Annotated in this window: 16 protein-coding genes; 12 read left to right on the top strand and 4 right to left on the bottom strand. The window is 68.4% G+C overall.

Annotated features, from left to right (window positions below; all coding sequences use genetic code 11):
- The first annotated feature begins 172 nt into the window (after positions 1-172).
- The 6 genes from ABDW31_RS14740 to ABDW31_RS14765 all read left to right on the top strand — a co-directional run bounded on the left by ABDW31_RS14740 (position 173) and on the right by ABDW31_RS14765 (position 8,144).
- Positions 173-1,393, top strand: a complete 1,221-nt coding sequence (locus ABDW31_RS14740; RefSeq protein WP_184719756.1) for a nitrate/nitrite transporter — start codon at positions 173-175, stop codon at positions 1,391-1,393.
- A 20-nt stretch (positions 1,394-1,413) separates the two neighbouring features.
- Positions 1,414-3,879 carry a nitrite reductase large subunit NirB gene (gene nirB / locus ABDW31_RS14745; RefSeq protein WP_184719754.1) on the top strand — a complete coding sequence of 822 codons (2,466 nt, stop codon included), beginning with the start codon at positions 1,414-1,416 and terminating at the stop codon, positions 3,877-3,879.
- On the top strand, positions 3,876-4,226 hold the full coding sequence (gene nirD, locus ABDW31_RS14750; protein ID WP_184719752.1) for a nitrite reductase small subunit NirD: 351 nt from the start codon (positions 3,876-3,878) through the stop codon (positions 4,224-4,226). Before nirB ends, nirD begins: the two co-directional genes overlap by 4 nt.
- On the top strand, positions 4,226-6,901 hold the full coding sequence (locus tag ABDW31_RS14755; protein WP_184719750.1) for a nitrate reductase: 2,676 nt from the start codon (positions 4,226-4,228) through the stop codon (positions 6,899-6,901). Before nirD ends, ABDW31_RS14755 begins: the two co-directional genes overlap by 1 nt.
- Positions 6,891-7,661, top strand: coding sequence for a uroporphyrinogen-III C-methyltransferase (gene cobA / locus ABDW31_RS14760; RefSeq protein WP_184719748.1), 771 nt, complete (start codon positions 6,891-6,893; stop codon positions 7,659-7,661). Before ABDW31_RS14755 ends, cobA begins: the two co-directional genes overlap by 11 nt.
- 75 nt (positions 7,662-7,736) lie before the next feature.
- Positions 7,737-8,144, top strand: coding sequence for a GFA family protein (locus tag ABDW31_RS14765; protein WP_184719746.1), 408 nt, complete (start codon positions 7,737-7,739; stop codon positions 8,142-8,144).
- Here ABDW31_RS14765 and metC read toward each other — a convergent pair.
- A complete protein-coding gene (gene metC, locus ABDW31_RS14770; protein ID WP_184719744.1) occupies positions 8,141-9,295 on the bottom strand; it encodes a cystathionine beta-lyase in 1,155 nt (384 codons plus the stop codon). The genes ABDW31_RS14765 and metC overlap by 4 nt on opposite strands.
- A 164-nt stretch (positions 9,296-9,459) precedes the next feature.
- On the opposite strand from metC, the gene ABDW31_RS14775 reads away from it, so the two are divergent.
- On the top strand, positions 9,460-10,536 hold the full coding sequence (locus ABDW31_RS14775) for an amino acid ABC transporter substrate-binding protein (protein ID WP_343699078.1): 1,077 nt from the start codon (positions 9,460-9,462) through the stop codon (positions 10,534-10,536).
- Between the two features lie 10 nt (positions 10,537-10,546).
- On the opposite strand, the gene sseA is transcribed toward ABDW31_RS14775, so the two are convergent.
- From sseA to ABDW31_RS14790, 3 genes are all read right to left on the bottom strand, one after another.
- Positions 10,547-11,404, bottom strand: a complete 858-nt coding sequence (gene sseA, locus ABDW31_RS14780; protein ID WP_184719742.1) for a 3-mercaptopyruvate sulfurtransferase — start codon at positions 11,402-11,404, stop codon at positions 10,547-10,549.
- A gap of 35 nt (positions 11,405-11,439) precedes the next feature.
- The gene (locus ABDW31_RS14785; protein WP_184719740.1) at positions 11,440-12,420 is read right to left on the bottom strand and encodes a cysteine synthase A; all 981 of its coding nucleotides are present in this window, start codon (positions 12,418-12,420) and stop codon (positions 11,440-11,442) included.
- 192 nt (positions 12,421-12,612) lie between these two features.
- Positions 12,613-14,052 carry a deoxyribodipyrimidine photo-lyase gene (locus tag ABDW31_RS14790; RefSeq protein WP_184719738.1) on the bottom strand — a complete coding sequence of 480 codons (1,440 nt, stop codon included), beginning with the start codon at positions 14,050-14,052 and terminating at the stop codon, positions 12,613-12,615.
- Between the two features lie 61 nt (positions 14,053-14,113).
- Here ABDW31_RS14790 and kdsA point away from each other — a divergent pair, with 61 nt between their 5' ends.
- From kdsA to ABDW31_RS14815, 5 genes are read left to right on the top strand one after another with little or no spacing between them, the layout of a single operon-like run.
- The gene (kdsA, locus tag ABDW31_RS14795) at positions 14,114-14,977 is read left to right on the top strand and encodes a 3-deoxy-8-phosphooctulonate synthase (protein WP_184719736.1); all 864 of its coding nucleotides are present in this window, start codon (positions 14,114-14,116) and stop codon (positions 14,975-14,977) included.
- A gap of 4 nt (positions 14,978-14,981) precedes the next feature.
- Positions 14,982-15,983: an ADP-glyceromanno-heptose 6-epimerase gene (gene rfaD / locus ABDW31_RS14800; protein ID WP_184719734.1), complete on the top strand. Its 1,002-nt coding sequence runs from the start codon at positions 14,982-14,984 to the stop codon at positions 15,981-15,983.
- A 10-nt stretch (positions 15,984-15,993) separates the two neighbouring features.
- Positions 15,994-17,232 (top strand): FAD-dependent oxidoreductase, encoded by a 1,239-nt coding sequence (locus ABDW31_RS14805; RefSeq protein ID WP_184719732.1) that lies wholly within the window; start codon positions 15,994-15,996, stop codon positions 17,230-17,232.
- Between the two features lie 55 nt (positions 17,233-17,287).
- A complete protein-coding gene (locus ABDW31_RS14810) occupies positions 17,288-18,763 on the top strand; it encodes a hydroxymethylglutaryl-CoA synthase family protein (protein ID WP_184719730.1) in 1,476 nt (491 codons plus the stop codon).
- A gap of 11 nt (positions 18,764-18,774) precedes the next feature.
- On the top strand, positions 18,775-19,977 hold the full coding sequence (locus ABDW31_RS14815) for an acetyl-CoA acetyltransferase (protein ID WP_184719728.1): 1,203 nt from the start codon (positions 18,775-18,777) through the stop codon (positions 19,975-19,977).
- Positions 19,978-19,998 lie beyond the last annotated feature (21 nt).

Genomic DNA, 19,998 nt, shown 5'->3' on the forward strand with positions numbered 1-19,998 from the left:
GTCGGCTCCGCGCCCCTTCGTTCCCGGTGACAGCGCCGCCGGATCGGGTCTCCCATAGTCTCCAGGCCAACGAACAACGGCGTTCGCGGCTGCCAGAGGACCGCTCGGATGCGGTCACCCGTCCGGGGCGATGACGCTCCGCTCTTGCAGACACGCTAACCCCGAGGCCGACATGCTCTCCCGCGACTTCCTGAAGGCCGGCCATACGCCGACCCTGTTCGCAGCGTTCCTGTACTTCGATCTCAGCTTCATGGTCTGGGTGATCCTGGGCCCGCTGGGCGTGGCGATCGCCAAGGACTTCAATCTGGATCCGGCCCAGAAGGGTTTGATGGTCGCGATCCCCGTGCTGGCCGGCGCGGTGCTGCGCCTGGTCAATGGCGTGCTGGTCGACCGTATCGGACCCAAGAAGACGGGCATGATCGGGCAACTGATCGTGCTGACGGGCCTGGCGCTGGCCTGGGCGGTCGGCATCCACAACTACCACCAGGTTCTGGCTCTGGGGATCGTCCTGGGCGTGGCGGGCGCCTCGTTCGCCGTGGCCCTGCCGCTGGCCTCGCGCTGGTATCCGCAGGAGCATCAGGGCCTGGCCCTGGGCATCGCCGGCGCCGGCAACTCGGGCACCGCCCTGGCGGCGCTGTTCGCGCCGATCCTGGCCAAGCACTTCGGCTGGCAGAACGTCATCGGCCTGGCCGCCCTGCCGCTGGCCGTCGCCTTCGTCGTCTACATGCTGCTGGCCAAGGACGCCCCCGAGCAGCCTGCGCCCAAGAAGCTGGCCGAGTATCTGGACGTGCTGAAGGTCCCGGACGCCTGGTGGCTGATGCTGCTGTACGCAGTGACCTTCGGCGGCTTCGTGGGCCTGGCCTCGTCGCTGACCATGTACTTCAACTCCGAGTACCACCTGGACCCGGTCGTCGCCGGCTTCTTCACCGCCGCCTGTGTGTTCGCCGGCTCGTTCATCCGCCCGGTCGGCGGGGCTCTGGCCGACCGCTTCGGCGGCGTGCGGACGCTGAGCATCGTCTACGCCCTGGCCGCTCTGGGCCTGACGGCCGCCAGCTTCCAGCTGCCGACGGCCTGGGCCGCTCTGGCGGTGCTGATGTTCTCGATGCTGGCCCTGGGCGCGGGTAACGGCGCTGTGTTCCAGCTGGCCCCGCAGCGGTTCCGCAAGGAGATCGGCGTCATGACCGGCCTGATCGGCATGACCGGCGGCATCGGCGGTTTCTACCTGGCCTCGACCCTGGGCCTGGCCAAGAAGATGACCGGTTCCTACCAGTCCGGCTTCATCGGCTTTGCCCTGCTGGCCCTATTCGCCCTGGCGGCCCTGCACGGCCTGAAAGCCCGCTGGCGCGCCTGGCCGACCTTGCACGGCGACACCGCCGCCACCGTCCGCGTCTGATTTTCCGAGAGATACAAGCCATGACCAAGGAACACCTGGTCGTCATCGGCAACGGCATGGCCGGCTGCCGGGCGGTCGAGGAAGTGCTCAAGCGCGACCCGTCCCGCTACGACGTCACCATCTTCGGCGCCGAGCCGCGGGTGAACTACAACCGCATCATGCTGTCGCCGGTGCTGGCGGGCGAGAAGACCTTCCAGGACATCGTCATCAATGACGAGGCCTGGTACCGCGACAACGCCATCACCCTGCACGCTGGTCGCGCCGTCACGGCGGTGGACCTGGACGGCCGCAAGGTGGTCGCCGAGGGCGGGCTGGAAGTCGCCTACGACAAGCTGATCCTGGCCACCGGTTCTGACCCGTTCCGCCTGCCGCTGCCGGGCTCGGATCTGAAGGGCGTGGTGACCTTCCGCGATCTGGACGACGTCGAGGCCATGGTCGAGGCCTCCGCCAATCCCGGCGCCCGCGCCGTGGTCATCGGCGGCGGCCTGCTGGGTCTGGAGGCCGCCTACGGCCTGGCCCGTCGAGGCATGGCCGCCACGGTCGTCCACCTGATGGACGTGCTGATGGAGCGGCAGCTGGACGAGAGCGCTGGCTTCTTGCTGCGCGAAGCGCTGGCCGAGCGCGGCGTCGAGACGGTGCTGGGCGCCCATTCCGACGAGATCGTCGGGCAGGATGGCCGCGTGGCGGGCCTGAAGCTGAAGGACGGTCGCGTCCTGCCCTGCGACCTGCTGGTCATGGCCGTCGGCATCTGCCCGAACGCTGCGCTGGGCAAGGCCGCGGGGCTGCAGGTCAATCGCGGCATCATCGTCGACGACGCCATGCGCACCTCGGATCCGGCGGTGTTCTCTGTCGGCGAGTGCGTCGAGCACCGCGGCAACTGCTACGGCTTGGTCGCGCCCATTTGGGACATGTGCCGGGCCCTGGCTGAAGAGCTGACCGACGGCGCAGGCGCTTATGCCGGCTCTGTACTGTCCACCCGCCTGAAGGTCTCGGGCGTCGACGTCTTCTCGGCCGGCAAGTTCGCCGGCGGCGACGGCTGCGAGGACATCGTGTTCCGCGACGCCGCGCGGGGCGTCTACAAGCGCGTGGTCATCGAAGGCGGCAAGGTCGCCGGCGCGGTGCTGTTCGGCGATGCGGCCGATGGCGGCTGGTACTTCGACCTGATGCGGGCCGGCACGGACGTGGCCGAGATCCGCGAGACCCTGATCTTCGGCCAGGCGATTACGGAAGGGCTGTCCGGCCTGGACCCTAGCGCCGCCGTTGCAGCCATGCCCGACACGCAGGAAATCTGCGGCTGCAATGGCGTCTGCAAGGGGGCGATCACCGGCGCGATCACGGCCCAGGGCTTGACCACGCTGGACGAGGTCCGCTCGGTGACCAAGGCCTCGGCCTCGTGCGGCTCGTGCACGCCGTTGGTGGAGCAGGTCATCCGCCTGACCCTGGGCGATGGCTTCAAGGCCCAGACGGGTCCCAAGCCAATGTGCAAGTGCACGCACCACCCGCACGGCGACGTGCGCGAGGCGATCGTCGCCCAGGGACTGAAATCGATGCCGGCCGTCTTCCAGGCCATGGAATGGACGACGCCCGACGGATGCGCCTCGTGTCGACCGGCCCTTAACTACTACCTGCTATGTGCTTGGCCGGGCGAATACCAGGACGACGCGCAGTCGCGCTTCATCAACGAGCGCGTCCACGCCAATATCCAGAAGGACGGGACCTACTCGGTCGTACCGCGCATGTGGGGCGGGATGACCAGTCCGGCCGAATTGCGCGCCATCGCCGACGTCGCCGACAAGTACGCCATACCGGCCGTGAAGGTCACGGGCGGCCAACGCATTGATTTGCTTGGTGTCCAAAAGGATGACCTACCGGCGGTATGGGCCGACCTGAACGCCGCCGGTATGGTCAGTGGCCATGCGTATGCCAAGGGCCTACGCACGGTGAAGACCTGCGTCGGGTCCGACTGGTGCCGGTTCGGCACCCAGGACTCCACGGGGCTCGGCATCAAGCTCGAGAAGTTCCTGTGGGGCTCGTGGGCGCCGGCCAAGGTCAAGCTGGCCGTGTCGGGTTGCCCCCGTAATTGCGCTGAGTCGACCTGCAAGGATATCGGCGTGATCTGCGTCGACAGCGGGTACGAGATCCATGTCGGCGGCGCGGCGGGCCTGCACATCCAGGGCACGCAGCTCCTGACCAAGGTCGCGACCGAGGCCGAGGCGATCCAGCTGATCGCCGCGATCATGCAGATGTACCGCGAGGGCGGCTGGTACCTGGAGCGGGTCTACAAGTGGATGGCCCGTATCGGGCTGGACACCATCCGCGCCGCCACGGTCGACGACCTCGATAACCGCGCGGCGCTCTACGACCGCTTCGTGATCTCGCAGGAGACCGCCCAGATCGATCCCTGGGCCGAGCGCGCCAGCGGCGGCGTGGCGGCGGGCGAGTTCAAGCCGATGGCGACCCTTCCTCTGGAGATGGCGGCAGAATGACCCTGCAAGCTCACATCGATCCCGATTGGCGGGATATCGGCGCCGTGACCGACATTCCCGAGCGCGGCGCGCGACGCGTGGCCACGGCCCAGGGCGACGTCGCCGTGTTCCGCACTGGCGACGGCCAGGTCTTCGCCCTGGTCGACCGTTGTCCGCACAAGCATGGCCCGCTCAGCCAGGGCATCGTCCACGGACACGGCGTGACCTGTCCGATGCACAGCTGGGTCATCGACCTGGCCACCGGTCAGCCGACCGGGGCCGACGCCGGCAAGGGCTGCACGCCCGTGGTGCCGGTGCTGGTCAAGGACGGCCGCGTGCTACTGGCCCAGCCGGCGATGGCCGACTGATGGCCGACGGCTCCGGCGCCCTGCGAACGATCAAGACGACCTGCGCCTATTGCGGCGTGGGGTGCGGGGTGTCGAGCGCGGTCGGCGAGGGGCGGGCGGTGGCGATCGCCGGTGACGCCGTCCACCCGGCCAATCTGGGGCGGCTGTGCTCCAAGGGCTCGGCCCTGGGCGCCACAGTCGGTCTGGAAGGGCGGCTGCTGGAGCCGACCATCAACGGCAAGGCCGCGTCCTGGGGTGAGGCCACAGCCCTGGTGGCCAAGCGCTTCAAGGACACGATCGCCAAGCATGGCCGCGACAGCGTGGCCTTCTACGTCTCGGGCCAACTTCTGACCGAGGACTATTACGTCGCCAACAAGCTGATGAAGGGCTTCATCGGCTCGGGCAATATCGACACCAACAGCCGCCTCTGCATGGCCTCGGCCGTGGCCGCTCACAAGCAGGCGTTCGGGGCTGACCTGGTGCCCGGCTGTTACGAGGATCTGGACCTGGCGGACCTGGTGGTGTTCAGCGGCCACAACGCCGCCTGGACCCATCCGGTGCTGTTCCGGCGCATGGAGGCGGCCAAGGCGCGCGGCCAGAAGCACGTGGTCATCGACCCTCGCCGCACCGACACCGCCGAGGGCGCGGACCTGCACCTGGCCATCGCTCCGCAGAGCGACGTGCGCCTGTGGAACGGCCTGCTGGCCGACCTGATCCGGCGCGGCGCGATCGATCGCGACTACATCGCCGAGCACGTGAACAATTTCGACCAAGTGGTCGCCGCGCTTCTGGAAATGGATCAGTCCGTAGAGGCCGTCGCCGCCGATTGCGGCGTGGCGGTCGAGGACCTGCGGACCTTCTACGACCTATTCGCCGACCACGACCGCACGGTCAGCCTGTTCTCGATGGGCGCCAACCAGTCGGCCCAGGGCGTGGCCAAGGGGCTTTCGATCATCAACGCCCACTTGGCCACGGGCCGGATCGGAAAGCCGGGCGCATGCCCGTTCTCGATCACCGGCCAGCCCAACGCCATGGGCGGACGCGAGACCGGCGGCATGGCCAACACCCTGGCCGGCCACATGGACTTCGCGCCCGAGGATCGCGACCGCGTCGCCCGCTTCTGGGGTGCGCCCGACACCGCTCGTGCGCCGGGCCTGAAGGCCATCGAGATGTTCGAGGCCGTGCGCGACGGAGGGATCAAGGCGATCTGGGTGATGGCCACCAATCCGGCCGTCAGCCTTCCTGACAGCGGCGCAATCCGCGAGGCCCTGGCCAAGTGCCCGTTCGTGGTGGTGTCCGACTGCGTCGAGACCGACACGACCGCCTTCGCCGACGTCAAGCTGCCGGCCCTGGGCTGGGGCGAGAAGGACGGCACGGTGACCAATTCGGAGCGCCGGATCTCGCGCCAGCGGGCCCTGTTTCCGGCGCCGGGCCAGGCGCGGGCCGACTGGAAGATCATGGCCGACGTCGCCACGGCCATGGGCTTCAGCGGTTTCGGCTGGGCCAGCAACGCCAGCGTCTTCCGCGAATGGGCGCGCCTGAGCGCCTATGAGAACACGAACCGTCTTCTGAATCTGTCTGGTCTTTCGGCTTTGACGCCAGAGGCTTATAGCGAACTCCTGCCGGTTCAGTGGCCGGTGAAGGCGGACGGGCAGGGCACGCCGCGCCTGTTCGTCGACGGCCGTTTCCAGACACCCGACGGCCGCGCCCGCATGGCGCCGACGCGCCCCCGCGGCCCAGCTGAGGCGACGGACGCGGCTTTCCCGATGGCGCTGAACACCGGCCGCATCCGCGACCAGTGGCACACCATGACCCGGACGGGCCTAGCCCCCGACCTGTGCCGCCACGCCCCCGAGCCCTATGTGGAGCTCCATCCGGAAGACGCTAAGACGCGGGGTCTCAAGGACGGCGCCTTGGCGCGGGTGATCACCGCGCGCGGCGAGGCCGTCGCCGTGGCCAAGGTCAGCGATCGCCAGCGCCAGGGCGATCTCTTCATGCCTATGCACTGGACCGACGCCTTCGCGCCGTCCGGCCGCGCCAACGCTCTGGTCGCGCCGAACATCGACCCCACGTCCGGGCAACCGGAGTTCAAGCACACGCCCGCCCGGATCCGGGCCTATCGCGAGACCTGGAAGGGCTTCTTCCTCTCTCGCGACATCATCGCAGCGCCCGACCTGGACATTGTCTGGCGGCGTCTGCCGCAGGACGCCTGCCAGCTCTACGAGTTCGCCGGCCGTGGCGAGCAGGCCCAGCGCGAGGCCTTGCGCAAGGCGTTGACCAAGGGACTTCCCGGGGAAGTCCTCGTCTATGAGGACGCCAATGTCGGCGCGCGTCGCGAGGCATGGGTCGAGGACGGCCAGCTGACGGCAGCCCTGTTCACGACCACCTCGGGACGCCTGCCGCCGCGCGACTGGCTGGCCGAGCTGTTCATCGCGCCCCTGCCGTCGGATGCGCGCTCGACCCTGCTGTTTGGCCGCGCGCCCGGCGCGGCGGTCGATAACGGCCCCGTGGTCTGCGCCTGCCTGAAGGTTCGGGTCAAGACCGTCAACGCCGCCATCGCCGCCGGCGCGGCCACCACGGACGCGGTCGGCGCGGCGACCGGCGCGGGCGCCAATTGCGGATCATGCCGGCCCGAGATCGCCCGCATGATCAAGGCCTTGTCCGTAAACCCTAAGGAGCCCGCCCATGTCGGTTGAGAGCACGTTCGGCAAGGTGATGCTGGTCGGCGCCGGCCCTGGTCCCGTGGACCTGATGACCGTCCGCGCGGTCCGCGCCGTCGAGAGCGCCCAGGCGCTGCTGTACGACGCCCTCTGCTCGGAGGAGGCCATCGCGCTGGCGCCGCCTGGCTGCGTGCGCATCCAGACCGGCAAGCGGGCCGGCAAGCCCAGCATGAAGCAGGACGAGATCAACCGCCTGATGCTGCGTCTGGCCCGCAAGGGCCTGAAGGTGGTGCGGCTGAAGGGCGGCGATCCCTCGATCTTCGGCCGGGTCGGCGAGGAGGCCGCGTTCCTGAACGGCTTTGGGGTCGAGACCGAGGTCGTCCCCGGCATCACCGCCGCCTGCGCCGCCGCCGCCCAGTTCGGTTTCCCCCTGACCCATCGCGGCGAGGCGCGCCGGGTGGTGTTCACGACCGCGCGGCTGGGGGCCGGCGCGCTGTCGGGCGACTGGAGCGCCGCGGCCGATCCCCAGGCGACCCTGGCGGTCTATATGGGCGGCGACGTCGCCGGCGACCTAGCCCAGCGAATGATCGAAGCCGGCCGGCCCGCTGACACGCCCGCCGTGGCTGTCGAGAAGGCCGGCGGAGCCGACGCGCGGCTCTATCCGGCGACCCTGGCCACCCTGGGCGAACGCGTCGCCGCGGCCGGCGACGGCCCTCTGCTGATCGTGGTCGGCGAGGTCGCGGCCCAGGCCCAGGCCGCCGCGACGATCGTCGAACCGGCGCGGCGCTCGGCCTGATACTGACAGCAGGCTGTCAGCAGTCGCTCGCTAGACCGGCGTTCGACAACGCTTATCGCGAGGGGGACGAAAGCCATGCTCAAGACCTATACCGGCGGCTGCCATTGCGGCGCGGTCCGCTACCAGGCCGAGATCGACCTGGCGGCCGGCACGGGGCGCTGCAACTGCTCGATCTGCGCCAAGACCCGCGCCTGGGGCGTGGTGCTGAAACCGGACGCCTTCCGCCTGCTGGCCGGCGAGGATCGCTTGGGCGGCTATCAGTTCGGCACGATGAGCGGCACGCACCGCTTCTGCGCGACCTGCGGCGTGCGGGTGTTCGGCGAGGCCAATGTCGCCGAGCTGGGCGGCGAGGTCGTCTCGGTCCAGGTGGCGACGCTGGACGCCGAGCCCGAAGAGCTGGCGGCCGCGCCCATCAACTATGGCAACGGCCGCGACAATCTCTGGTGGGAGCGCCCGTCCGACGCCGAGGTGAAATACCTCTAGGCGTTCCGCAGCGCTTCGAACGCCCGGTCGAGGTCCGCGGTCAGGTCCTCGACCGCCTCGAGCCCGATGTGCAGGCGCAGCAGCGGACCCTCCAGGTTCACCGGCACGGTGCGATCCTTGAGCTGCGGATCGCAGTGGATCGCCAGGCTCTCATAGCCGCCCCACGAGAAGCCCAGGCCAAACAGCTTCAGCTCGTCCAGGAAGGCGTGGACGGCGCGCTGCGAGCACGGCTTCAAGACCAGGCCGAACAGGCCGCAGGCGCCGGTGAAGTCGCGCTTCCAGATGGCATGACCCGGATCGTCGGGCAGGGCGGGGTGCAGGACGCGCAAGACCTCTGGCCGCTGTTGTAGCCAGCGCGCGACGGCCAGGCCGTTCTCCTTGTGGCGCGGCAGGCGCACGGCCAGGGTCCGCAGGCCGCGCAGCATCTGATAGGCGTCGTCGGGCGAGACCGACCAGCCGATGTCCCACATGGCGTTGCCCAACTGGTTGCCGATGGTCTCGTCCATCGTCGTGGCCGAGCCCATGAAGCAGTCCGAGTGGCCGCCGACATATTTGGTGAGGGCCTGGACGCTGATCGTCACGCCATGCGCCAGCGGCTTGAAATAGAAGCCTGCCGCCCAGGTGTTGTCGATCAGGGTGATGACGCCCTTGGCGTTGGCCGCCTTGGCGATGGCTGGAATGTCCTGCATCTCGAAGGTCAGCGAGCCGGGCGCCTCCAGCAGGATCATGCGGGTGGCTGGCGTGGCCAGAGCCATCAGCGCCTCGGGGGACAGGGCTGGGTCGTAATAGACGGTCTTGACGCCGAAACGGGTCAGCACCCGGTCGCAGAACCGGCGCGTGGGCTTGTAGGCGCTGTCGACCACCAGGATCTCGTCGCCGGCCTTCAGCACCGCCAGCATGACGCCGGTGATCGCCGCCAGGCCCGACGGATAAAGCGTGACGTCCGGCGAGCCCTCCAGCTCGGCCAAGGCCTGCTGCAGCGCGGCGGGCGAGGCCAGGCCCGTAATGCCATAGGTCAGCTGGTTGTCGTCGTACAGCGACGCGGCGTTGGGCAGCAGCACGGTCGAGGCCCGCTGAATGGGCGGATTGACGGTGCGCGCCAGGGTATCGGGCGCGGAGCCCTTGCGGATCAGGCGGGTTTCTTCGTCCATGGCGGAGACTCTTTTGCGACGCAGCGTAACGCTTGTGGTTTAGAGCGTGACAGCCAAAAGTGTGAGCGGTTTTGGCGGCCGTCACGCTCTAGTCTTTGAGGTAGAGCCTGCTGAGGCAGGCTCTAGCGCGCTGGGCGCACGGTTCAAGGAGCGATCGGTTGTCGGTGCGTTTAGGTATGCTGATGGTGGCGGTGCTGGCGCTGAGCGCTTGCGGCAAACGCGCGCCCGAACCGGAGCCGTCCGAGACCGCGGCGGTCGCGCCGCTGACGGTCAAGACGGTCGCGGTCAGTCCGACCCTCAAGGCTGTCCGGGCGCGCGGTGTGCTGCGCTGTGGGGTCAATCCGGCCCTGCCTGGCTTTGCGTTCCAGGACAACAGCGGCCGCTGGCGCGGCTTCAACGTCGCCTTCTGCCGGGCCTTGGCCGCCGCGGTGCTGGGCGACGCCGACAAGGCCCGCTTTGTGCCGCTCAGCAACGAGGAACGGATCGCCGCCCTGCGTACGGGCAAGGTCGACGTCCTGTGGCGCAACACCTCGTGGACCTTCTCGCGCGACGCCGCCGACCAGCTGGACATGGCGGCGATCTCGTATTTCGACGGCCAGGGCTTTCTGGTGCGCCGCAGCCTGAACCTGACCAGCGCCGTCGAGCTCAACACCGCCAAGATCTGCGTGCAAGGCAACGCCACCAGCGCCCAGAACCTGGAGGACTTCTTCCGGGCCCGCGGCATCGCCTACACGGCCATGGTGTTCGACAGCGAGGAGCAGACCCGCGCCGCCTATCAGGGCGACAAATGCGACGCCCTGGCGGCCGACATCTCGGCGCTGGCGGCGACCCGCTCGGTGCTGGACGACCCCAACGCGCATGTCATCCTGCCCGACGCCATCTCCAAGGAGCCCCTGGGTCCTCTGGTGCGTCAGGACGATCCGGCCTGGACCGACATCGTCCGCTGGACGCTCTACGCCCTCGTGCTGGCCGAGGAGCACGGCGTGACCAAGGCCAATGCGAAAGAGATGAAGGACGGCGCCGATCCCGAAGCCCGCCGTCTGTTGGGCGAAGGCGACTACGGCAAGGCGCTGAACCTGGACGCCGACTGGGCCTATCGGGCGATCACCACCAGCGGCAACTATGGCGAGATCTTCGAGCACGAGATCGGCGGCGGCTCGGCCCTGAAGCTGGACCGGGGCCTGAACGCGCTGTGGAACGCGCCCAAGCCCGGCCTGATGTACGCGCCGCCCTTACGCTAGGGTTTGAGCGCTAGGCGGCGGGACCGGTCGCGACCGGCGTGTCCGCCAGGCCGCCCCATTCGGTCCACGAGCCGTCATAGACCGCCGAGCGCGGCTGGCCGAGGCGGAACAGGGCCAGGGCCACGACCGAGGCGGTGATGCCCGAACCGCAGGTCGAGACGACAGGCTTGGCGATATCGACGCCGGCCTTCTCGAACACCATCCTCAGCTGATCGGCCGGCAGCATCGTCGCGTCGGGACCCAGCAGGGCCGACAGCGGGATGTTGCGGGCTCCGGGCATATGGCCGCCGCGCAGGCCGGCGCGGGGCTCGGGATCCTTGCCCTCGAAGCGGCCGGCGGCGCGGGCGTCGATCACCTGTTCGCTGCCGCTGTCGACGACGCCGCGCATCTGCTCCAGCGAGCGATAGATGTCGGCCTGCCAGCGCGGGGTGAAGTGGCGCTCCTGCGGCGCGGCGGGACCGTCCTCGACCGGGCGGCCCTCGGCCAGCCACTTGGGCAGGCCGCCGTCCAGCACCACGACGTCCTCGTGGCCCATGGCGCGGAAGTGCCACCAGGCGCGGGCGGCCGGCAGGATGCCGCTGCTGTCGTAGACAACGATGCGCGAGCCGTCGCCCAGGCCCAGCTTCTTGACCTTCGAGGCGAACTTCACCGCCGTGGGGATCATATGCGGCAGGTCTGACGTCTCGTCGGAGATGTCGTCGATGTCGAAGAACACCGCGCCCGGGATATGGCCGTTCAGGAACTCCGCGCCGGGATCGCGCTGGGCGGCCGGCATGTGCCACGAGGCGTCGACCACACGCACGTCCGGCGCGTCGAGATGGTCGGCCAGCCAGGCGGTGGAGACCAGCGGATCGGACGGGATAGCCATGGCGACGCCTCTTGCGATGTGACTCGCCTGCGACCTTACATCCAAGGCGGCGTGGGCAGGCCTTTTTCCGCCAGGAATTGCGGATTGAACAGCTTGGACTGATAGCGCGAGCCGTGGTCGCACAGGATGGTCACGATGGTGTGGCCAGGACCCAGTTCGCGGGCCAGCTTGATGGCGCCGGCGATATTGATGCCCGACGAGCCGCCCAGGCACAGGCCCTCGTGCTGGACCAGGTCGTAGAGGACCTCCAGCATCTCCTCGTCGGTGACACGGAATGGGTGGTCGACGACCAGGTCTTCCAGATTGGCGGTGACGCGGCCCTGGCCGATGCCCTCGCTGATCGAGGTCCCTTCGGCCTTCAGCTCGCCGTCCTTGTACCAGGCATAGAGTGACGCGCCGTAGGGGTCGGCCAGGCCGATCTTCACGCCCGGCTTGCGCTCACGCAGGGCCGCAGCGACGCCGGCCAGGGTGCCGCCCGAGCCGACTGCGCAGATGAAACCGTCGACCTTGCCGCCGGTCTGCTCGAAAACCTCCGGGCCCGTGCCGAGGTAGTGTGCCTGGCGGTTGGCGACATTGTCGAACTGATTGGCCCAGACCCCGCCCAGCTCCTCGGCCAGGCGGCCGGAATAGCGGACATAGTTGTCGGGGTTGGAGTAGGGCACGGCGTCGACCTCGACCAGCTCCGCGCCGAGCAGGCGGATGGCGTCCTTCTTCTCCTGGCTCTGGGTGCGGGGGATGACGATCGTGGTCCTGTAGCCCAGGGCCGAGGCGACCATGGCCAGGCCGATGCCGGTGTTGCCGGCCGTGCCCTCGACAATGCGGCCGCCGGGCTTCAGCAGACCTCGCGCCTCGGCGTCGCGGATGATCCCTAAGGCGGCGCGGTCCTTGACCGACTGGCCGGGGTTTATGAACTCGGCCTTGCCCAGGATCTCGCAGCCGGTCGCCGCGCTGGCGCGGTTCAGCCGGATCAGCGGCGTGTTTCCGATGGCGTCCAGAACGGTGGGCAGGGCTGTCATGGCGGGCTTTCGAGGACGCAGTGGGTGGCTGGTAGATCGTGCGCGACGCCTCCGGCGCAAGCCCAGTTTTCCTGAAGAGGCCTCAGAGGCGAAGCTGAAATCGTAGCTTGGACGTGGGGTTGCAGAATTATCCACAGCTGTGTCCGCTTCGATAGTTAGCCGACCGGGCGCCTGTTCTGGAAACCCTTATCCTTAAAGGCTTCGATAGGCCTCCATCGCCTTCTCGCGGGCTTGGGCGTGGTCGACGATCGGGCGCCCGTACAGCGGTCGGGCCGCGGCGGGCAGGCGCTCGGGCCTGGTCCAGGGCTTGTGGATCAGGTCGTCAGGAACGCCCTTCAGCTCGGGGATCCATTGCCGGACGTAAGCGCCCTTGGGGTCGAACTTTTCACCCTGGGCGATCGGGTTGAAGATCCGGAAATAGGGCGAGGCGTCGGCGCCGCTGCCGGCCACCCACTGCCAGTTGCCGACATTGTTGGGCAGGTCGGCGTCCAGCAGCGTGTCCCAGAACCAGGCCTCGCCCTCGCGCCAGTCGATCAGCAGGTGCTTGATCAGGAATGAGGCGACGATCATGCGCACGCGGTTGTGCATGAAGCCGGTGACCCACAGTTCGCGCATCCCCGCGTCGACGATCGGATAGCCGGTCTGGCCCTTGGTCCAGGCCTCGAAGAAGGCGGCGTTCGATTTCCAAGGAAAATCATCGAACTCGGGTCGGAAGCTCTTGGTGGGGATTTCCGGCCAATGGAACAGGATCGAGTGGTTGAACTCGCGCCAGCCGACCTCGGACAGGAACTTCTCGACCTCGCCGGCCGGGGCGTCGCCAGCCTCCGCGGCGTTGCGGGCGGCCAGCCAGACCTGCCGCGGACCGATCTCGCCAAAGTGCAGGTGCGGGGCCAGGCGCGAGGTAGCCTCGACGCCAGGGATGTCACGCTGCTCGCCATAGCCGTCGATCGGCGCGGACAGGAAGTCGTCCAGCCGCTCCAGCGCGCCGGCCTCGCCGGGCGTCCAGTCGTCGAAGCCCTTGGACCAGTCGGGTTTGGTCGGGTGCAGCTTCCAGCTCGCCAAGCTTTCGCTGCGCGGGAAGTGCTCGGGCGCTTTCAAGCTCTTGGGCGCGGGCTCTACGACAACATGGGTCAGGTGCTCGCGAGCCGCGCGCCAATAGGGCGTGAAGACCTTGTAGGGCTGGCGCGAGCCGTTCTGGACCGTCCAGGGCTCGTTCAGCAGGCTGGCGTTGAAGCTCTGGCAGTCGATGCCGGCGTCCTTCAGCTGGGTCTTGATCGCGGTGTCGCGGTCGATCGAGGCCTTGTCGTAGAGGCGGTTCCAAAGCACGCAGGTCGCGCCGCTGTGCGACAGCACGTCGTCCAGCACCTGCGCGGCGACGCCCTTGCGCAGCACCAGCTTATTGCCAAGCTTCTCAAGGTGCTCGTTCAGGCGCTTCAGCGACTTGTCCAGCCACCACAGCGAAGCCGCGCCCATCGGCCGGACGCCCGGGGTCTCGTCGAGGATATAGAGGCAGATCACGGGGCGACCGCTGTCCGCGGCATGGCGCAGCGCGGGATTGTCGGCTAAGCGCAGGTCGTTGCGGAACCAGACGATGATGGCCTCACCGTTGTCGTTATTCTTCTGCACTTGCACCGTCCTGCCCGAAGGGTCACCTCTTGGGCGCCCGAAATCCTAATACGTCGGAATACTCGCCTTGGATCAGCCGCAAGCCGTCGCCCCGAATGCCGTCGTCGAGATCAAGACGCCGAACGGCGCGCCCGTTCGCATCGGCAATGGTGAGAAGCTGTCGATCATCGCCGGCCCTTGTCAGATGGAAAGCCGCCAGCACGCGCTGGAAACGGCCCATGCGCTGAAAGAGATGGCCGATCACCTGGGCGTTGGCCTGATCTACAAGACCTCCTACGACAAGGCCAACCGCACCTCGGCCAATGCGCAGCGCGGCATCGGTCTGTACGACAGCCTGCCGATCTTCCAGGAGATCCGCGAGGTTACCGGCCTGCCAACCCTGACCGACGTCCACGAGACCAGCCACTGCCCGATCGTGGCCGAGGCGGTCGACGTCATCCAGATCCCGGCCTTCCTGTGCCGCCAGACCGACCTGCTGGTCGCCGCCGCCAACACCGGTCGCGCGATCAACATCAAGAAGGGCCAGTTCCTGGCCCCCTGGGACATGAAGAACGTCATCGCCAAGGTGACCGGCGCGGGCAATCCCAACGTCATGGCCTGCGAGCGCGGCGCCTCGTTCGGCTACAACACCCTGGTCAGCGACATGCGGTCCCTGCCGATCATGAAGGAGATCGGCTGCCCGGTCGTCTTCGACGCCACCCACAGCGTGCAGCAGCCGGGCGGGCAGGGCACGTCCTCGGGCGGCCAGCGCGAGTTCGTACCGGTTCTGGCGCGCGCGGCTGTGGCCGTGGGCGTGGCCTGCGTGTTCATCGAGACCCACCCCGATCCGGACCACGCCCCGTCGGATGGCCCGAACATGGTGCCGATGAGCCAGTTCGAGGCCCTGGTCGGCAACCTGCTGAAATACGACGCCCTGACCAAGGGCGCTTAAGGCCATGACCCGTCGCATCGTTCTCGTCACCGGCGGCGCGGGCTTCATCGGCAGCAATGTCGTCGCGCGCCTCTGCGAGGATCCCGAGCTCGACGTCGTGGTCTGCGATCGCCTGCGCGACGCCGCCTCGGGCAAGTGGCGAAACATCGCCAAGCACCCGATCGCCGACTTCGTCGCGCCCGAGCAGCTTTTCGACTGGCTGGCCCGCAAGGGCGACCAGGTCGAGCTGATCGTCCACATGGGCGCGGTCTCCTCAACCACGGAAACCGACGCCGACAAGATCGTGCAGTCCAACTTCGTGCTGTCGCGCGACCTGTGGGACTGGTGCGCGGAACGCGGCAAACGTCTGATCTATGCCTCGTCGGCGGCGACCTATGGCGACGGGACCCTGGGCTTCGATGGCCAGGATGATCTGGACACTCTGCGAGCTCTACGTCCGCTGAACGCCTATGGCTGGTCCAAGGCGCTGTTCGACATCTATGCGGTGCGCCAGGCCCATCGCGGCCACGCCCCGGCCCAATGGGCGGGCTTGAAGTTCTTCAACGTCTACGGCCCCAACGAGGACCACAAGGGCGGCATGAAGTCGGTCGTGGCCCAGATCTGGCCGCGCATCGCCGCCGGCGAAGGCGTCAAGCTCTTCAAGTCGCACCATCCAGACTACGAGGACGGCGGCCAGCTGCGCGACTTCGTCTATGTTCGTGACGTGGTCGACGTGATCGCCTGGCTGGGCAAGAGCCCAGCCGTGAACGGCGTCTTCAACCTGGGCTCGGGCCACGCCCGTTCGTTCCGCGACCTGGCCGAGGCGACGTTCCAGGCCGCCGGCCGCGAGCCGGACATCAGCTATATCGACATGCCCGAGGTGCTGCGCGGCAAGTACCAGTACTACACCCAGGCCGATATGAGCCGTCTGCGGGCCGCTGGCTACAATGCGCCCATGACCGCCCTGGAGGACGGCGTGGCCGACTATGTGGCCGGCTACCTCGTCACGGACGATCCCTACCGCTAGGAGCCGCGAGATGGCCGCGCCGATCCAGGTCCAGTGCTGCATCGTCGGCGGCGGCCCGGCCGGCGTCATGGTCGGCCACCTGCTGGCGCGGGCGGGGATCGACGTGCTGGTGCTGGAGAAGCACGGCGACTTCCTGCGCGATTTTCGCGGCGACACGGTTCATCCCTCGACCCTGCAGGCCATGGCCGACCTGGGGCTGCTCGAGGACTTCCTGAAGCTGCCGCACACCAAGGTCGACCAGCTGTCGGGCGAGGTCGGCGGTCAGGTCGTGCATCTGGCCGACTTCCGCCACCTGCCGGTCGCCGCGCCGTTCATCGCCCTGATGCCGCAGTGGGATTTCCTGAACTTCCTCGTCGAGCGCTCGCGGCGGTTTCCAAGCTTTGGCCTGATGATGAACGCCAAGGTCGCCGGCCTGCTGACCGAGGCCGGCCGTGTCGCCGGCGTGGCGGTCCAGACGCCCGACGGCCCGCAGGAGATCCGCGCGCGGCTGGTGATCGCCGCCGATGGCCGGGGCTCGGCTGTCCGGGCGTCGGCCGGTCTGAAGATGCAGGACCTGGGCGCGCCGATGGACGTCCTGTGGATGCGGTTGTCGCGTGGACCTGCGGATCCGCCCGAAGCGCCGCTGGGCCGGCTCAGCGCCGGTCGCATGTTCATCGCCATTCCGCGCGAGGGCTATTTCCAGTGCGGCTACGTGGCGGCCAAGGGCAGTTTCGATAGCATCCGCGCGGCGGGCATCGAGGCGTTCCGCCGCGAGGTCGCCCTGGCCAGTCCCGCCTTTGCCGACCGCGTCGACGAGCTGAAGAGCTTCGACGACGTCCACCTGCTGACCGTGACGGTCGACCGGCTCACCCAGTGGTCCAAGCCAGGCCTGCTGTGCATTGGCGACGCGGCCCACGCCATGTCGCCGATCGGCGGGGTCGGCATCAATCTGGCGATCCAGGACGCGATCGCCGCCGCCAACCTGCTGCATGACGCCTTCGAGGGTGACGATGAGGCGCTGGACCGACGCCTCCCGGCCGTGCAGGCGCGCCGCGAGGGCGCGGTGAAAGCGATCCAGGGCGTGCAGCTGTTCGTCCAGAAACAGGTGATCAGTCAGGTTCTGGCTGCCCAGACCCTCAAGCCGCCGGCCGTGCTGAAGCTGTTCGACGGGTTCCCGATCCTGCGTCGCGTGCCGGCCCGGGTGATCGGCATGGGCTTTCGGATGGAGCGCGTCCGCTCGCCCGAACGCTTGACGAAGCGTCAGGCTTGAACGCTTCGAACGCCCCGGCCTAGGCTCGTCCCAACAAGATCAAAGGGAGCGAGACATGGCCGGCATCGCCGCCTGGGGCGCCTATGCGCCGCGCCTTCGGTTGAGCCGCAAGGCGGTGACCGAGGCCAATGCCTGGGTCGCGCCGAACCTGCGGGCCAAGGGCAAGGGCGAGCGCGCCATGGCCAACTGGGACGAAGACGCCCTGACCATGGCGGTCGAGGCGGCCCGCGACGCCCTGGGGCCCGACGACGACCGCAGCCACATCGACGCCCTCTACTTCGCCTCCACCACCGCGCCGTTCGCCGATCGACTGAACGCGGGGATCCTTTCGGGCGCCCTGACCCTGGAGAAGACGATCGCGGCCAGCGACGTCACCGGTTCGCAGCGCTGCGGCCTGAGCGCCCTGGGCCAGGCCCTGGCGGCCGGCGGCACGTCGCTGGTGGCCGTCGGCGAGCACCGCAAGGCGCGGGCGGCCTCGACCCAGGAGCTGGACTTCGGCGACGGCGCGGCGGCCTTCGTGGTCAGCGACGAGCCGGGCGCGGCCGAGCTGCTGGGGCGTGGCAGCGTCACGGCCGACTTCGTCGACCACTTCCGCGGCGACGACGGCGGCTTCGACTACTACTGGGAAGAGCGCTGGATCCGCGACGAGGGCATCGTCAAGCTGGTCCCGCCGGCGATCAGAAAGGCGCTGGAGGTTTCGGGGCTAAACGCTTCGAATATCGATCATTTCTGCTTCCCATCGACGTTTTTCGGCATGGCTGCGACGGTCGCCAAGGCGGTCGGGATCAAGCCGGAAGCCGTGCGCGACAACCTCGCCGCCGTGATGGGCGAGGCCGGCTGCGCGCACGGGCCGATCATGCTGGCCCACGCGCTGGAGGACGCCAAGGCGGGCGAACTTATCCTGGTGGCTCAGTTTGGTCAGGGCGCCGAGGCCCTGGTGTTCCGCGCCACCGGCGCTGGCCAGCGCCCCGCGCGGGGCGTGACGGGGTCTCTAGCCGCGCGAGAAGAAGAGACCAACTATCTGAAGTTCCTGACCTTCAACGGCCTCGTTGATTGGGACAAGGGCATGCGGGCCGAGAAGGATAACAAGACGGCCCTGACCACCCTCTATCGCAACGAGGACATGGTCCTGGGCCTGGTCGGCGGCCGCTGCCGCGAGACCGGCGTCATCCAGTTCCCGCGCACCCGCATCTCGGTCGCACCCAACAACCCAGCCGTCGACACCCAGGAGCCGTACCGCTTCGCCGAGCGTCGCGCGAGCATCTTGAGCTACTCCGCTGATTACCTGACCTTTTCCATGGCCCCGCCGAACCACTACGGCATGGTCGTGTTCGAGGGCGGCGGGCGGATCATGATGGACATCACCGACGTCGCCCCGGGCGATGTCGAGACCGGCCTGCCGGTGCGGATGGTGTTCCGCATCAAGGAGGTCGACGAGAAGCGCGGATTCGTTCGCTATTTCTGGAAAGCCGCGCCCGACCGCGCCGCCGCCCAGATCGCTCATTCCAACGAAATTCGGGCTGCCGAATAGAGGAGACGGTCATGCCGCAAGGGATCCGGGACAAGGTCGCCATCCTCGGGATGGGCTGTTCCAAGTTCGGCGAGCGCTGGGACGCCGGCCCCGACGACCTGATGGTCGAGGCCTATCTGGAGGCCATGCAGGACGCGGGCGTCGAGCCGACCCAGCTGGACGCCGCCTGGTTCTCGACCCACATCGACGAGATCGGCACGGGCAAGGGCGGCACGCCGCTGTCGATCGCCCTGCGCCTGCCCAACATCGCCGTCACCCGGGTCGAGAACTTTTGCGCCTCTGGCTCGGAAGCCTTCCGGGGCGCGGTCTACGCCGTGGCGGCCGGCGCGGCCGACATCGCCCTGGCGGTCGGCGTCGAGAAGCTGAAGGACACCGGCTATGGCGGCCTGCCGGTGGCCAATCCCGGCACGCTGAGCCCGCAGGTGATGCCCAACGGCTCGGCCCCCGGCAACTTTGCCCAACTGGCCAGCGCCTATCGCGCCAAGCACGGGGTCTCGAAAGAAGATCTCAAGCGCGCCATCGCCCATGTCTCGGTCAAGAGCCACGCCAACGGCGCCAAGAACCCCAAGGCCCATCTGCGCAAACCCATCACCGCTGAGCAGGCCCTGAACGCGCCGCTGATCGCCGAGCCGCTGGGTCTGTTCGACTGCTGCGGGGTGTCGGACGGCGCCGCCGCGGCCATCGTCACCACGCCCGAGATCGCCCGGGCCCTGGGCAAGCGCGACCTGGTCACCGTCAAGGCGCTGCAGCTGTCGGTCTCCAACGGTTACGAGAGCCAGTACAACGGCTGGGACGGCAGTCACTTCCACACCGCCCGCATCGCCGCCGGCAAGGCCTACAAGGAGGCCGGGGTCGAGCGGCCGCGCGAGCAGATCTCGATGATGGAGGTGCATGACTGCTTCTCGATCACCGAGCTGGTGACGATGGAGGACCTATTCATCTCGCCGGAGGGCCAGGGTTGGCGCGACGTGCTGGACGGCTTCTACGACGCCGACGGCGGGGTGCCGTGCCAGATCGACGGCGGCCTCAAGTGCTTCGGCCACCCGATCGGCGCCTCGGGCCTGCGGATGCTGTACGAGATGTACCTGCAGCTGCAAGGGCGCGCGGGCGAGCGGCAGCTGGCCAATCCGGTGCTGGGCATGACCCACAACTTGGGCGGCGCGCCGGCCAGCAATGTCTGCTCGGTGGCGATCATCGGCCAGGAAGGGGCTTAAACCCCTTCTAGGCTTGGTGTA

Source organism: Caulobacter sp. (assembly GCF_039596335.1).
GTDB lineage: Bacteria > Pseudomonadota > Alphaproteobacteria > Caulobacterales > Caulobacteraceae > Caulobacter.